19 protein-coding genes are annotated in these 13,985 nt (G+C 42.6%); 4 read left to right on the forward strand and 15 right to left on the reverse strand.

Annotation, left to right across the window (positions count from 1 at the left end; genetic code table 11):
* Window positions 1-71: 71 nt before the first annotated feature.
* Entirely contained in the window at window positions 72-710 is a 639-nt protein-coding gene (locus tag A8990_RS19945) for a GDSL-type esterase/lipase family protein (RefSeq protein WP_220376828.1), read from the reverse strand.
* 184 nt (window positions 711-894) lie between these two features.
* Here A8990_RS19945 and A8990_RS19950 point away from each other — a divergent pair, with 184 nt between their 5' ends.
* Window positions 895-2,454, forward strand: a complete 1,560-nt coding sequence (locus tag A8990_RS19950) for a S8 family serine peptidase (RefSeq protein WP_116190812.1) — start codon at window positions 895-897, stop codon at window positions 2,452-2,454.
* A gap of 70 nt (window positions 2,455-2,524) precedes the next feature.
* Here the strand turns inward: A8990_RS19950 and A8990_RS31285 are convergent, their stop codons facing one another.
* The 3 genes from A8990_RS31285 to A8990_RS32770 all read right to left on the reverse strand — a co-directional run bounded on the left by A8990_RS31285 (window position 2,525) and on the right by A8990_RS32770 (window position 4,063).
* Complete coding sequence (locus tag A8990_RS31285) at window positions 2,525-2,842, reverse strand: hypothetical protein (RefSeq protein ID WP_147306838.1); 318 nt, start codon at window positions 2,840-2,842, stop codon at window positions 2,525-2,527.
* 301 nt (window positions 2,843-3,143) lie between these two features.
* Window positions 3,144-3,494, reverse strand: a complete 351-nt coding sequence (locus tag A8990_RS32765; RefSeq protein WP_116190813.1) for a VanZ family protein — start codon at window positions 3,492-3,494, stop codon at window positions 3,144-3,146.
* 191 nt (window positions 3,495-3,685) lie between these two features.
* Entirely contained in the window at window positions 3,686-4,063 is a 378-nt protein-coding gene (locus A8990_RS32770) for a DUF4181 domain-containing protein (RefSeq protein WP_116190814.1), read from the reverse strand.
* 203 nt (window positions 4,064-4,266) lie between these two features.
* Here A8990_RS32770 and A8990_RS31635 point away from each other — a divergent pair, with 203 nt between their 5' ends.
* On the forward strand, window positions 4,267-4,635 hold the full coding sequence (locus A8990_RS31635) for a VOC family protein (protein WP_181909682.1): 369 nt from the start codon (window positions 4,267-4,269) through the stop codon (window positions 4,633-4,635).
* 141 nt (window positions 4,636-4,776) lie between these two features.
* Window positions 4,777-6,096: a hypothetical protein gene (locus A8990_RS19975; protein ID WP_116190816.1), complete on the forward strand. Its 1,320-nt coding sequence runs from the start codon at window positions 4,777-4,779 to the stop codon at window positions 6,094-6,096.
* Window positions 6,097-6,686: 590 nt separating this feature from the next.
* Here A8990_RS19975 and A8990_RS19985 read toward each other — a convergent pair.
* Complete coding sequence (locus A8990_RS19985) at window positions 6,687-6,899, reverse strand: CDGSH iron-sulfur domain-containing protein (RefSeq protein WP_116190818.1); 213 nt, start codon at window positions 6,897-6,899, stop codon at window positions 6,687-6,689.
* A gap of 279 nt (window positions 6,900-7,178) precedes the next feature.
* Entirely contained in the window at window positions 7,179-7,388 is a 210-nt protein-coding gene (locus A8990_RS19990; RefSeq protein WP_116190819.1) for a hypothetical protein, read from the reverse strand.
* A gap of 649 nt (window positions 7,389-8,037) precedes the next feature.
* On the opposite strand from A8990_RS19990, the gene A8990_RS19995 reads away from it, so the two are divergent.
* Window positions 8,038-8,928 carry an immunoglobulin-like domain-containing protein gene (locus A8990_RS19995; protein WP_116190820.1) on the forward strand — a complete coding sequence of 297 codons (891 nt, stop codon included), beginning with the start codon at window positions 8,038-8,040 and terminating at the stop codon, window positions 8,926-8,928.
* 64 nt (window positions 8,929-8,992) lie between these two features.
* Here the strand turns inward: A8990_RS19995 and A8990_RS20000 are convergent, their stop codons facing one another.
* The 9 genes from A8990_RS20000 to A8990_RS20035 form a co-directional block, all read right to left on the reverse strand.
* Window positions 8,993-9,457 carry a hypothetical protein gene (locus tag A8990_RS20000; RefSeq protein ID WP_116190821.1) on the reverse strand — a complete coding sequence of 155 codons (465 nt, stop codon included), beginning with the start codon at window positions 9,455-9,457 and terminating at the stop codon, window positions 8,993-8,995.
* An 88-nt stretch (window positions 9,458-9,545) separates the two neighbouring features.
* Complete coding sequence (locus A8990_RS20005) at window positions 9,546-9,932, reverse strand: hypothetical protein (RefSeq protein ID WP_116190822.1); 387 nt, start codon at window positions 9,930-9,932, stop codon at window positions 9,546-9,548.
* Window positions 9,933-9,956: 24 nt separating this feature from the next.
* The gene (locus tag A8990_RS20010; RefSeq protein WP_181909683.1) at window positions 9,957-10,223 is read right to left on the reverse strand and encodes a stalk domain-containing protein; all 267 of its coding nucleotides are present in this window, start codon (window positions 10,221-10,223) and stop codon (window positions 9,957-9,959) included.
* Between the two features lie 26 nt (window positions 10,224-10,249).
* Window positions 10,250-10,516: a hypothetical protein gene (locus tag A8990_RS31640; protein WP_181909684.1), complete on the reverse strand. Its 267-nt coding sequence runs from the start codon at window positions 10,514-10,516 to the stop codon at window positions 10,250-10,252.
* Window positions 10,517-10,787: 271 nt separating this feature from the next.
* Entirely contained in the window at window positions 10,788-11,216 is a 429-nt protein-coding gene (locus A8990_RS20015; protein WP_116190866.1) for a GNAT family N-acetyltransferase, read from the reverse strand.
* A gap of 129 nt (window positions 11,217-11,345) precedes the next feature.
* Window positions 11,346-11,630, reverse strand: coding sequence for a hypothetical protein (locus A8990_RS20020; RefSeq protein ID WP_245996113.1), 285 nt, complete (start codon window positions 11,628-11,630; stop codon window positions 11,346-11,348).
* Between the two features lie 197 nt (window positions 11,631-11,827).
* Complete coding sequence (locus A8990_RS20025; protein ID WP_116190824.1) at window positions 11,828-12,784, reverse strand: hypothetical protein; 957 nt, start codon at window positions 12,782-12,784, stop codon at window positions 11,828-11,830.
* Window positions 12,756-13,298, reverse strand: a complete 543-nt coding sequence (locus A8990_RS20030) for an RNA polymerase sigma factor (RefSeq protein WP_116190825.1) — start codon at window positions 13,296-13,298, stop codon at window positions 12,756-12,758. The genes A8990_RS20025 and A8990_RS20030 overlap by 29 nt, the downstream gene beginning before the upstream one ends.
* 262 nt (window positions 13,299-13,560) lie before the next feature.
* On the reverse strand, window positions 13,561-13,980 hold the full coding sequence (locus A8990_RS20035; protein WP_116190826.1) for a hypothetical protein: 420 nt from the start codon (window positions 13,978-13,980) through the stop codon (window positions 13,561-13,563).
* Window positions 13,981-13,985 lie beyond the last annotated feature (5 nt).

Raw genomic sequence — 13,985 nt, forward strand, 5'->3', positions numbered from 1 at the left:
AAAACGTTTTCAATCAAACATTTTGTATTAAAACAAAAATACCAATTAATACTGGTTTTGCATCAAGGACTCTACAAATATCTACTCAAATTATTCAGAATGACCCTATAAGCGTTCGGCCATAAATGGATGCCTTCCACGGTGAATTCCGGCTTCAAATTCCCTGTGTCATCAGTTAAACCTTCGTTCACGTTAATAAAAGAAAATCCATGCTGCTTAGCCAATTGTTCGATTGCTTCATTCGCCTCTAATATATTGGCGTTTGTTCGGGTCGCAAACATCGATTGCTTCTCTGATGGATCAAGTCCGAAGTCCGCTTCCGCATTGATTGGATAATAGGCCATCACGAATACTTCGCACAGCGGTAATCGCGACTTAATCTGATTCAGAATGTTATCGTAATTCATTAGCAGGGCATCTTTGCTATATCCGTTCTCTCCACTGCCTCCGATATCATTCGAGCCGATATTGATAAACAGCTTGCTTGGCTCCAAATCAAAGATGCAGATATCCATCGATTGCAGCAGATCAGAGGTCGTCGTACCCCCAATTCCGCGATTATAGATGACGCGATCTAATCCTAGGTTTGAAGTCAACTGCATCTCATAAATCGGGAATCCTTCCATTAGCGAGGATCCTACAAATAAGATTTGCCCTTTTTTGACGTGCTGGTTCAGCATGCGGTATTCATTCAGCTTGAGATGGTTCATAACGATCACTCCTGTTTTAGATGACATTCCTCGTCCATTTTCTACCTTTCACTCGCATAATTCGTTCGAGAGAACCTCTCATTGAGGCACTTTTACCTATGGGAAACAAAAGAGGCCATGATTACACTCTAGTTGCAATTCATTTTCCTATTCTTCTCTTCGAAAGGAGACCGGTCATTTGAGAATGAAAGGTTTATTGTGGAAGGTAACAGGATCTTCATTGTCCCTTCTCCTGCTGGCTGCCAACCTCGTAACGGCGGCACCTGCGGAAAAACATTCCTATCTAGTAGGAATCGTTCACGGCGCCTCTCAGAATGAATTGTCTGCACCCGGAATCGAGATGAAAGAACAATGGGACAAGCTGGACGCTGTTCGGATCGAGGCATCCCCCGCCGCCGCTCAAGGCTTGTCGCACAACCCGAATGTTACGTATGTGGAAGATGACCGGATCGTTCATGCAATGAAAGCAGCCGTCAAATCGACAAGCTACACCGACTCCACTTACACTTGGGGCTTGCAGGCGATTAACGCGCAATCGGCTTGGAACATGGGCGCAGCAGGACGGAACATCAAGGTCTGCGCATTGGATACCGGCATCGATTATGGCCATCCGGAATTTGTAAGCAATGGCATCTCGGTCATCAAGGCCAGCAAAAACTTTGTAAAAGACGGCCATCCGGACGCAACCGACGGTTATGGTCACGGCACGCATGTGGCGGGAACGATCGTCGGACAAACCAGCAGCAGCGGAAGCCGGATCGGTGTTGCGCCCAGCATTGACCTGTATGTTGCAAGGGTGCTAGGCGACGATGGAACCGGCGCAACGAGCGGGATTATCAACGGACTGAATTGGTGTCAGCAAAATGGCGCTAAAATTGCCAGCCTTTCGTTAGGAAGCGATCGAGGTTCCAAAACGGAACAAAAAGCGTTTGATCAAGCTTATCAGAACGGAATGCTCAGCATCGCAGCCAGCGGTAACGATAGCGGCCCGATCGGCTATCCTGCGAAATACAGCTCCGTTGTAGCCGTGGGAGCCATTGACAGCAGCCTTAATCTTGCTTCGTTCTCCAATTTCGGTGCAGAGCAGGAAGTGGTGGCGCCCGGTGTCGGCACACTCTCGAGCGTGCCGCGCGGAACGGGAATGAACCCTTCGGCTTCGGAAGACGGAACCGTCTATAAAAGCGGTGCCGTCGAATATTCCTCTTACGGCAACGTAACCGGTCCGCTTGTTGAGTGCGGTTTGGCAGACACGGCAACTTCTTGCGTCAGCAAGCCGGCAACCGGCTCATGGATTGCTCTAATCAATCGAGGATCGAATGCCTTCTCCGACAAGATTGCGAATGCGAAAGCTCAGGGAGCCTCGGCAGCTATCATCGCCAACAACGATACGGCAAATGCCGATGATGCAGGCAGCTTCACGCTGGGCGGTGCCGGCAATTGGATACCGACCATTTCCGTCTCGTATAACAACGGTATAGCGATTCGGAATAATGGACTAGCTTCAGGAAATGTCACAGTTAGCAAGTGGGACTATGCTTATTACGAAGGAACTTCAATGGCGACACCGCATGTCTCGGCAGTAGCCGCGCTTGCATGGTCCGTAAATCCGAATTTGACCAACAAACAAATCCGCTCCATACTGCAGCAATCCGCCAAGGATCTCGGGAAGGCCGGATGGGACAGCAGCTTCGGATACGGCCTTGTACAGGCAGACGCCGCGGTTCAGTTGGCTATAGGAAATTAATCGCTCGTTAAAGACTTCCGCGGCATTTTCCAGAAACCTATTTCTTTTCCATTTTATTTTATATCTAACCTCAACTAGGAACACAAGCAAATTGTTCAGTAAACAAACCAGGCTGCCGTCTTGATAGACGACAGCCTGCAGTTCCAGCAAGATCGCTAACAGTTGTTCCGGTAATCATCAGATCAAAGGTGACACTGATTGATCCAATTGTGTTATTGAGGAATCCAACAAAACAATTCGTCTCAATAAAGCTAGTACCCAACGGCACAAAATGTCCCCACTCTAAAAGAAGTAAACGATCTGGATAGGTTGCAAGAACCGTCGGGTCATTCGATGCATTTGAATCTAATGCTCTCGTATAATTCAATACAGATTTAATTGTGGACATCATTCGCCTCCTTCCTTCTAATAGAGTTTATGACCGATAACAGATTTTGCTTGGACTACCCTCTGCATAACACGCCCTCGCTTGGGTAAAGCCACGCCAATTCCATCTGACCCCAGGCTTCTTTTACTTCAGGCCTTCCCCGAACTTCCAAATTCAAAAAAATCATCTGCTAATAACTTAGAAAGCTCCATTGTCGAATTCCGAACCTCTGGGGTCAATAGTTTTTCTTCAAGTCTGAACAAGTCACTTCTGATGGATTCAAGGTTCATACTTCATCTCTTCTCTCGGAAATCGGTTCTTCTCAGCCCATTGTCGTTGCTGATTCACTTTTCTTTATTAATGTCATGGAAATCAAGCAAACAAAATATCCAACAAGGCAACCAACCATGTTCAGAATTACATCATCAATATCCGTTGACCCTAAATTGGTTACATCCTGGATCACTTCAATAGTTACAATAATGCCAAGAGATAAACACATCGTTAGAAGAAACGTAGGTCTTCTCAATATGAGTGGAACCAACAAACCCATTGGTACAAATAAAATAATATTGGCAATCAAAGCAATTGACGCTGGATGGTCGAACCCAAAACGCGATATGAGTCCCAAGATGAGATGATCGTCCGAAATGGTACTAGCTGTACATGCCAATAACCCTCTGCTTTTTGTGATTTCACGTTTTCGATTCTATCCATAACTCTGTGAACACTTCCAAAGTATTTAACGACTACAAAGTTAACTAGACCAACTAGATAAATTGCAAAAATATACTTTGCTTTGATGGCTTTCAACAATCTATTCATGTCTAGCTCCTATCGTGGCAATCTGTAAACGACCTATGTCTAGAATATAAATATAAGAATATATATCAATCCGACTGCAAGCTTTAAAAGCGAAATTATATATTCTTTAGATCCTTTCAAATACCTCCATTCCATAAACGTGTGCTGTCCCATACTGACTATAAAAAGTGCTAACCAGAACCACTTGAGCGCATTGATATTCGTTGTATCCAAAACAAAGAAGAACACAATGAATGAAATGATTGCAAGTAATCCTTTTACCCACCTATTCACACTTTTACCGTTCGTATCTGAGATCTTATTCGGTTCCTTTACAAGGAGATATTTCTTAACTATGAGTTCAAGTATGATTAAAAGCAGTAGTAATAATGACATTGATAATACTGTAGATTGAATATTTGGAATCGAATAGGTCATTAATGTCACCGCCTTTCAATTGCGATTCTTCTTCCCGTCCACCAGTGTATTTCATATACGCTTCCATAGACTGGAAAGTTGCGATAGCCTGCCAATTGCGTCAGCAGCCTCTAGCATCAACCTCTCAGCAAGAAGGTATAATTAGGAACAGGCTAAACCAGTTGGATCTACAAATCGAACTCAACTCTATTAGGAGGATAACAATGAAAATATCAGGTATTATTCCGCAGCTGCGAACGATGAATCTCGAGGGCTCGATACTGTTCTATACTACGCAATTAGGATTGGAGCTCGCATTCCGCCATGAAGATTTCTATGCAGGCATTCGTGCAGGCACTCAACTCTTCCATCTCAAGTACGTTTGTGAAGAGGATCCCTCAATCGCATACACGAGAGAAGGCGAGCATTTCCATCTCTACCTGCAAACAGACGATGCCGCTGCCTTGGCCGAGGCGTTGAAAGCCCGCGGAGTCAATCTGACTGAGGAAGTGCACGAGACACTATGGAATACAAAAGAGTTTGTAATTGAGGACGACCAGGGGCACACGATTTATTTCGGCGAGGCACTCTAGAGTAAGCGAATGTCAGGAGGAACGCCGCGCGTAACCTATCGTTCGAACTGGGAAATGGCAACATTTACTCCTTAAACTGCGTTCCCGCCTTTGTTAAAGTGGATAAGACTCGCGAAGATCAAGACAGGAGCTTTAATAGACATGAACGCTTTCTCCAAATCCATCATCGGCCTGCTCGGCGTAACGTCGATCGCAGGGGCGATTTTCGGATATAAAGAATATCAGCATAATCGACAATGGGAACAGCAGCAGTATCATAGCGCCATTTATTGGGTTCAAATGCAATCGATGCACTTGCGTGACTTCGATTACTCTCTCGCGGAGGCGCTCGCAGCCAGCTCTCCTACCAAGCGGCAAGAGGCGATTGAGGGAGCGATTGAGGACGCAGGCCTCATCATTCAAGATGCTTCTAGCGCATCCGCTACGATGAACCTTCAAGGGTTGTACTGGCCCGCTTACGAAACATTTTCCGTCGACAGCAGTCGATACTTAGCCTATCCCTTGAGCGAGAAAGGGCCGACGCTTAATTCAGATCAATTAGAGCAAATTCTGCGGATGCGGAAATTCGCACGCACGGCAATGCCATACGTTGATCGGATGAAAGCGAATGGCGTATCCCTCGCGGAGATCCAGCAAATATCGGCCGAGATGGACGCGGCGCTCGCCAAGCTTGATGGGATTTCCATTTACGGCAATAAAGCCTTCAACGAATTCCGATACAATCTGAATCCTTACATACCGACGAAGCCGGGGCCGGTATTTAGCGGCGAGCCGACCTATAAGGCAACAGACTTGGCTGCAAAAGCCAAAATCTTCATGGGCGAGGCATGGAACAAAGGGCCAGGTAACCAAAGCGTCCACATGGTCTCAGGCGGTAGCGGGCCGGAATTCGGCGAGGTCATGGATTTCACGTTAGTGAATACCAATAAGGAAAAAAACAGCCCGTACACCGTGACGCTCAGCAAAAGCGGACATGTCATTCGCGTGACGCGCAGTGGAACGGAGAGTGGATCCTCCCCGCATGCGATGGACTTGCAACAAGGCATTGCGCTTGCCAACGAATGGATGAAACGTTGGTCCGATGATCACCTAACACTCATAATGAATAATCAATCGGATACCTCGATTGGGCTCGTTTATATCCCGGTCCGAGAGGAAGTGCCAATTCCCCAGATGCAGGTCGTATGGCGGTTCGACCCGCGCACAGGCGAACTAATCAGCTTCGATGCATCCGGTTATTTTAGCGATTACAATAAAAGCTTCCCGCTTCATCCGAAGTTGACCGCGAAGCAAGCTACCGCAGCGCTCAGTCCGAACTTACGCGCCACCGGCTCTCCCAAGCTCGAGATTCATGAGGGTAAGCTCGTGTACGAAATCCCCGTGACTGGCGTAGAAGGAGTTAAACTCATTTACGTCAACGCACTTAAAGGTAGCATCGAAAGGATCGCTTATAACCCGTAATCTATGAAAATAGGCAGTCCCCGCGAGCATTCTTCCTGGGGCTGCTTGTTTTTTTGTTGGCCGAGATGTTCTGTCCGAGAATAGCCAAACGCAAAAAAAGCCGCACTCTGGCGGCTTTTTCCAAACACATATGAAATCAAAGCTTCTCTTATGGCTTATCCCACCCAAATAATGCCTTCTCAAACTTCGTCCTATTCAATAAATAGACAATTGCAAAGAAGAACGGTATTGACGCTAACGACGGGCGAATAATACCATCCGCTGTCCATAAAAGGTCACACAGCATAAATATCAACAGATTCGTCGTAATATATTTTCGGAGTAGTTCCATTGTGGTATCCCTCATACAATGTGATTTATCACTATTGTATTCAGCACAAAAATCAATGGTGATGCTGTCAAGGCTTTAGTGATGTGCGAGTTCGAAGTTCTGCCACGATAAATAAACACATAAAATCGCTAGTGCAAAGAAAATAACAAGTGGTTCTCTTAAGAATTGCCTATACATAAATTTAATTCGTTGCAAGACAGCATCAACCTTCAAATAGGGCAGTCGATTAACGACTGCCCTCTCCGCTTTCATTTCCGACTTAGTCCTTCTTCGCTCTCGGCGCGCTTACGAAGTTGATCGACTTGTGCGTGCCGTCGCAGAACGGCTTGTTGCCCGATGCTCCGCACCGACATAGCGAGAACGATTCTTTGTGCTCGAACGGGTTGCCTTCTGCATCCACTAGCTCGACTTGTCCTGTTACCCGAAGTGATCCGTTGTCGTTCACTTTAATCGTCACTTTGTTTTCTTCCATGAGCTCTCCTCCTATGTATTAAAGATAATACAAGTATATCCAGTGATTGCTGGAAAAAGACGAGTCGGCTTAGAGCATGGTTTGTACTGTTAATCCGAGAGCAATTTAGGTAAGATGCCGTTGTATAGCACAAGTTGTGGTGACTATTCAATTAAATGCCCGTTAGCGGAATAGGCCGCCGAAAATCATCGGCAGCCTGCTTATTTTAAAAGAATATCTCAAAGAAAAACAAAACATCCTTTAAATGTTCCGTCCAGAACTAACCTTATTACGACCTGCTTATAACGGTTCTAAATCACCAAATGCTTGCTTCTTCAATAATTCGTAGAGTTCTCTTATATTGAGAATGTTTAAACGAATGCTTTGTTCAGTAATATAGTAATCATCAATCATATCGTGGGGTACTGCTTCGATTATTTCGACTTCCTGACTTTCTGCATTGTAAGCAAATATTATTTTTCGAGTATCCTTTTCTGTATCACTCGCCATTGAACACCACTCCTCGGAGCTCGGATAGTGTAATTTATTCAAGTAAGGTAATTTTAAGACACATTTTAACTCTCGTACCCGTTAGGATAATGAAACTGCCGATCCTTGATTCGAAATGAACATAGCGTTCTATAGCTGAACAGGCCTATGCTTATTTAGATTTATCAGTCTGATTTGTTCTTCTTTTTTGAACTAAATATTCTCTTGATAAAGGTAATAATCAAATCAATAAGAGCATTCATGAAAGAAGCTATAATCATGATTAATGAAAATACAATAATTAAATAATCTCTTGGTTCGGGAAGTGAACCTAAAACTGCTATTTCGATGATTGGAAGTAATAAAAGAGTGCTCCCACGCTATACAGTTCTAATGCTTGCTTTTCCATTTGTTGACCCCCAGTCACTCAATATCCCTTGGAACTTTATATTATATAAATTGAGCAAACGTGCCCGTTCGGAACTGCCCGTTAAATCACTTTTCACTTTAATACAGCCCTAAAAAAAAACTGCTCCAACCTCCATGCTCTCTGGGGAGGACTGATGGCATATGAAGATATTTCCCCTTTTTGAAAAGTCAACTAAATTGACGTTCTGTCACGTAACTTTATCTTGCCACCCACGTCATATACTCAAGGGGGGATTCACCTTTGAAAAAACGATTACTATTCGTAACACTCAGTCTTGTATTGGCAGCTTGCGGAAGTAAAGAACATCCAAATTCTTCTTCACACGCAGACAATCTCTTGATTCATACCATTGATCCGACCATCGCACAATTAAAGGACTCTGTAGGCGAACCTAGCACGCTGCAGACCTCGTCCATGCTTCCTCTTGATCGCGCTTTAACCGCCGCTGCTGATGATTATGGACCCAGAACCGGAAAATGGTTCGAGGGGGACAATGGATTTAACATCCTGACTTCTACCGTTTACGGGGAAGTGAAGGCCGGATCAGATATCGGAACAGGAATAAGCAAGATTCCGGAGGGTCGTTCCGTACGTTTCCAAATCACGAGCCGTGACAGTAAGGGCAAACGATTGAAGCTGATTATGCAAGAGATTGCCACTAGCACCAGTCTCGTAGATGGTCGGTTCGATTTTATTTACAAGTTGCCTGAACAACCGAACTCGAACTATATCCTTAGTATCGAAATTCTCAACACTAATGATGTTGTTGAAGACACTTTTCTATGTCCGGTCTATGTGCCGGCTCATGAATTGAACGCTCGCCTTACAGTTAAACCACCGGAAACTGCTGCCGATCAGACCGAACTAACCCTATATAATGCCGGTCCGACTAATTTGTATTTCGGTTATGGTTACTCCATTTACCACAAAGAGCCCGATGGTTGGACGCTCGTTCCTGATGACAGCGCTGTAGAAGCTATAGGGCTTCAGGCAAAACCGGGAGAAACATTCGTTGAGAAGGTTATGTTTCCCCGGAAGCTTGAGGCCGGACAATACCGACTCGTTAAGAGGCTTAATGGCTATATGACCGATTTGACAGCTACATTGGCTGCTGATTTCAAAGTTAGGTAAATAATTATGAAAAAGAAGCAGTTGCCGGCGGCAAACTGCTCCTTGGTCACGGACGGCCCATAACTTAATCCAATCCAGGTATCTTAACGATTTGATGATGTTTCAGCCCTAAATAAGAGTAAGTCAGACGTACATGGTTTGGATTTTGAATCGTCTTTTCTATAATTTCTACATTGTAATCAATATCGACTCCTTGGCTGTTTGTTGACCAAGAGTCAGAGCTAGTATATACTCTGTGACTTGGAATGATTTGTGTCTCGAAAGGTTTCCCTGAAATAGTCATTTCGTCGATTTTTAACCCTTTGTAATCCAGTAACTCTATTTTTAATAATTTCACTGGTTTATCACTTGTATTAACAAGTCTAAAGTTGTAATTCTGCTGAGTATTCAACAAATCCGATGCTGCAGATTCTACTGTTTCTTTAGATGCATCAATCATAAATGGATCAAACACTCGATTATTGACATAATTATATGAATACACACCAATTATGATTAAGATAACGACGATACCAACGAATTTTTTCATAGTCTATCTACCCGTTTCCTTTTAATAATTCTTCCAAAATTCATACAGTAAAGCAGTGATTATCTTCTGTTCCTCTTCGTTAGTTCAGTTACTCTTTTGGAGCTTTCTCCAACAATATGATCTCTTTTGCTGTGAAATTTCTTTTCTTCTGGAAATTGATTGATTTTGACGAAATAATACGGACTTTATCTCCAGCTGAAAAATCATCCATTTGGATGGTGTTTCCTTGATTGCTTTTGAGTTCAGTTGTTGCATCTACATGGATGCTGCATAAATATCCAATATCATTGACCTCGGTTTTCCCCCGATTAACTGCATCAGAACAATTTACAATGAACTCGTTGTTTCTAATTGAATCAATCGTATCGTCAAAAGACTTTATTCCGGGACTGCGGTGCAGTTCGTACAAAACAAAAATACACAAAGCAAAAAAGATGACCACAACCGAAAGAATCTTAAGTTCCCGATTGACCATTTTTGACCTCCATTGGGTTGCAAACTACCCGTTTAAGCGTACACTTAGTTTTTTTATTTCATTATCCCAAGACACGGTTGCCCCAATAATTTCTGCAACCTGTTGTGCAGGAATATAAGTGATTCCGTCATGCTGTTCCAATACAGTATCCATAAACCGTAATTTCTCATCGCAAACTACGGAGTCAAATCCAACACGATATGTATACTCCAGACCTTTAGATTTCACCGTTACTGCGTCGTCACTCAAGACATATTCAATACCGAACTTATTCATTAATCCTTCGGTCAAGGGGACCATAACCCGGTTATCTTTATTTACATAGGTAATGTCGTTCGGTCCAGCTGCAGCAACCTCTTGAAATCGACACCGCATGAAAACTCTGCATAAGGCGTCCATACTTTAATTACTGCACCTACGTTGCCTTTCTCCACCTTATACGCTTCAAAATATACGTCATTTCCACCGTTTGCACGATTATATCGTACTTCAAGCACCTTACCGAAAAACACATTCGATTCCTGCCTAGGCTCGATCATATATCCTGGAGAATAATCGCATGCCAGTACCCTTTTACTATTCAATATGCATCCACTTAACATGACTACTAATGCAATGAAAATGAGTATAAAATTTCTGAAAGCAAATTTCCCCCATACCCTTCTCACTAATTACCATCTCCCTATAGGCTGCCGATAAATTGATGGAAAAGATCTCCTTTTATAGACGTTGCTTTTGTTGATTTGTTGCGCTTGAAGTTTAATCACAATTCCTTAATGAAAACAAGGAGCACTTGCGAATGGCAAATGCTCCTTGTTTTGTCACGCTATGTATTCGTTAGGTTAATAAATCCCTTTACTTTACATCCTTATCTTGAATTACACCGAACATCCCTGTCATTCCTTCGTGCTTTTTGTAGCCGTATTTGTTATAAAAAGATTCTTTACCTTGTGCTGCAAACAAACCGATAAATGATTTCTCTGGCGCGTTTTCCTTCAAGTAATCTTGAATAGTTTCCATTATTAGTCTGCCTATTCCTTTGTTTTGATGCTCAGGTAAGACTGCTATATCTTGAATGTAAAAATAAATTCTCCCGTCGCCAATTACTCTGCCCATTCCCACTGCTTCGCCTTGGTTCTGGACAACTACACCAAATAGTGACTGGTTTAAAGATTCTTCTGCGACCTCGAAATTCATATAATCTTCCCAACCAACCGCACAACACAGTTTTTTATATTCTGATAACGTTGGAATTCTTTTTAGAATTGAAAGACCATACCCCATAATAACTCTCCTTATGTTGAAATAATGCTGCATTGGGCAGCTCGTTTTCCTCCTAATTACTTAGTTGAAAAAATTCTTTATTATTGTCATTCCAGTTAATTTCCACTTCGATTGGCTTAGTCTCGTCAGTTACAATGCAACCTGCGCAACTACGCTGAATTTCAATAATTCTTTCTTTGTAGTCACTCTCTTTACGTACCACTTTTCCATTAATGGTTTTTCTAAGTTTTTCAGGCCGTTGTCTGTTTCATACTTATAACTAAAGGTGTACTTTCCATTCTCCCTATCTCCTTCAGTGATGTTTGCAGTATATTCGCCTTTCCAACTAACACCCTCACCGATAAGAGAAATTGACTTATCACTACAACCGACCAGCACCAATACCATGAACAGAACAATAACTAATTTGTTCACCAAGTCCTCCTGTGGGATATTTCAATTTATAAAATATACTCCGAATGGTTGTTAAAAGTTGCACAATCCTGCCCGTTACTTCAATAAAAACGGCAGCTGAGTCATTGCCCGCTGCCGTCGTGTTATATTGAGCGATAGTGCTCCTTTAGCTTAACACCCCACGGCAATAAACATTGCGGCATGAAAACATGTGGGAGTCACTCTCCATTTTTCAGTTGAAGCTGAACTATCAAGCTTTCTACCGCTTGAATAAAATCTTGTTTGGTCATTAAGCTATTACCTAGAACGGTATACTGTAGCTCAGTGTCGTCCTGTTGAAGCACGAAAGTAAGAGAACAATGATTCGGTTCGTAAATGACTTCACTACCGCCAATATTGATGATTTCTGCTTGCTCATCAAGATTACTCGTAGACATAGAGCCAGCAGATTCGGTCATATATACACTTAGGACCGGAGAATCCGAATTGTCCTCATCTACATAACTGAATTCGCCCCACTCAACTTGGTCGGTCAGTTTCACTGGTTCAACCAAATAGGCAAGATTCGAGTCAACCGATTTCGCAAACCATTGTTCCAACTGCTCATGCTCAACTTGAGCAATCTTATTATGAATCGTTCCTTTGGAAAACCGGTAAGAAGGAGATATTTTCGCAGGAGGCTTGAATTTCAAAAGAGGCGGGCTCTTCATTTGCTCTATATTGGTGACTACCATATCCTTTTGCAGCGGGAAGTAGTGCCCATCAATTCGATAGGCTTCCGCAATCAGAAAAACTACGGCTTCTCCCAGTTTTAATGAATCTGCGACCTCCGACATTTTGCTCCTGTACTGTGAGAGAATGCTTTCAATTTTACGATCTATTTCCACCCTCTCGCTTGAGGACTGTTTATATTCAAAAGTAGCGTTTTTCTGCGCGTCGTGAAGAATGAACTTAGACAATAAAGCATAGGTATGAGATCCTGAAACAAAGATTAAGCATATGCACAATACAACAATCGAAACAGGGATCGGCCTAAGCCATCGCGATATCCCATAATTCTTTTTCTTACGCAACAATAAACTCATTTTAATCGACTGTACATCCGGCTTTGGAACAGACTCTTTTTTCCATGCTTCTTCAAACTGTTCATAAGTATGAAATGCTGGTTTTTTCATGTTCATGCTCTCCTTGTTCAGACTTAAGCAACTTTTGAAGTTTTCGTCTCGATCGTTCGAACTTCTTCCTGGTGGTTGCGGACGAATAATTAATAATCGCTCCGATTTCTTCAAACGACTTATCCTCTATAATTCGGAGCACCATAATGGAACGCTCCTCGGAAGATAATCCGGATAACAAACGATCAATGTCCAATGACGATTCCACATGAGCCAAAGAAGCATTCTGAAAGAAATCAACATTCCATTCTTGTATGAAAGGTAGTAAGCGGAGCAACCTCCGTTTTTTTAGAATGTTCAAGCAATGGTTATGCGCGATTCGATAGATCCAGTTTGCTTCGGATTGAATATTTTTCTGATTGTTGAGACTCCTCATCGTTTTTACAAAAATATCCTGACAAGCATCCTCCGCATCTTGGCGTTGCCGGAGCATGTGATAACAGTACTTAAAGATAGAATTGTGATATCGATCAATCATGCTCTCTAACCATGTATTGCTGCTGTTGGTTTCCAATTCCTCACCACCTTTTAATCTTTATACTAGTAAAGACAATCAAAGAAATGATAATGTGACCAGAAAACAAAAAAAACCGAAACATTAATCGGTCTTCAGTTCATCATATGGTTGATGCGATATCCATCCATTATACACAGTACATCGTTATTTAAGGTATATTGTTAAACTAATCTGCCCGTTAGCGCAACAGGCCACCGATAAAGGGCAGCCTGTTGTAATATTTTCGTTATCTAGTCTACGAAGTTAGGAATCACTCATATTAGCCTAAACTCTTGAGCCAACTTTTATAGAAATTTAATTGCTCGTCAATGCTTACAAAAGTTAGATCGTTATCACATTCAAAAATATCAACCAAATCACTTGTCTTTGCCTGTCTTCCAAAAGTTAACCTGTAAGCTAAGCGTCCTGCCCCCATGGACAATGCCATTGGCGATGGATAAACATTTAACGCTGCCCCATTACACTTGATTTGTATATGACGTTCCTCCAGGTGTTGTCTGAGCTGCTTCAATGCATCAAAGAAGTTCTCGCTTTTGAAACTTATTTGTTCTTCACCAACTCTTATACTTAACAAAACCTTATCCTCGTCATCTGGTGCCTCTTCATACACTTCTAAGTTCTCCTTAGATTGAGAACCGTCTTTCCAACGGAAATAAACTAACTTCTCTTCTTTGGACAAATAAA

It is taken from the genome of Paenibacillus taihuensis (genome assembly GCF_003386535.1).
GTDB lineage: Bacteria > Bacillota > Bacilli > Paenibacillales > Paenibacillaceae > Paenibacillus_Z > Paenibacillus_Z taihuensis.

Excerpts from the sequence above, each read along its gene's own strand:
- A8990_RS19945 (WP_220376828.1), bottom strand. The coding sequence starts at position 710 with ATGAACCATCTCAAGCTGAATGAATACCGCATGCTGAACCAGCACGTC.
- A8990_RS19950 (WP_116190812.1), top strand. The coding sequence starts at position 895 with ATGAAAGGTTTATTGTGGAAGGTAACAGGATCTTCATTGTCCCTTCTC.
- A8990_RS31285 (WP_147306838.1), bottom strand. The coding sequence starts at position 2,842 with ATGTCCACAATTAAATCTGTATTGAATTATACGAGAGCATTAGATTCA.
- A8990_RS32770 (WP_116190814.1), bottom strand. The coding sequence starts at position 4,063 with ATGACCTATTCGATTCCAAATATTCAATCTACAGTATTATCAATGTCA.
- A8990_RS31635 (WP_181909682.1), top strand. The coding sequence starts at position 4,267 with ATGAAAATATCAGGTATTATTCCGCAGCTGCGAACGATGAATCTCGAG.
- A8990_RS19975 (WP_116190816.1), top strand. The coding sequence starts at position 4,777 with ATGAACGCTTTCTCCAAATCCATCATCGGCCTGCTCGGCGTAACGTCG.
- A8990_RS19985 (WP_116190818.1), bottom strand. The coding sequence starts at position 6,899 with ATGGAAGAAAACAAAGTGACGATTAAAGTGAACGACAACGGATCACTT.
- A8990_RS19990 (WP_116190819.1), bottom strand. The coding sequence starts at position 7,388 with ATGGCGAGTGATACAGAAAAGGATACTCGAAAAATAATATTTGCTTAC.
- A8990_RS20000 (WP_116190821.1), bottom strand. The coding sequence starts at position 9,457 with ATGAAAAAATTCGTTGGTATCGTCGTTATCTTAATCATAATTGGTGTG.
- A8990_RS20005 (WP_116190822.1), bottom strand. The coding sequence starts at position 9,932 with ATGGTCAATCGGGAACTTAAGATTCTTTCGGTTGTGGTCATCTTTTTT.
- A8990_RS20015 (WP_116190866.1), bottom strand. The coding sequence starts at position 11,216 with ATGGGGTATGGTCTTTCAATTCTAAAAAGAATTCCAACGTTATCAGAA.
- A8990_RS20025 (WP_116190824.1), bottom strand. The coding sequence starts at position 12,784 with ATGAAAAAACCAGCATTTCATACTTATGAACAGTTTGAAGAAGCATGG.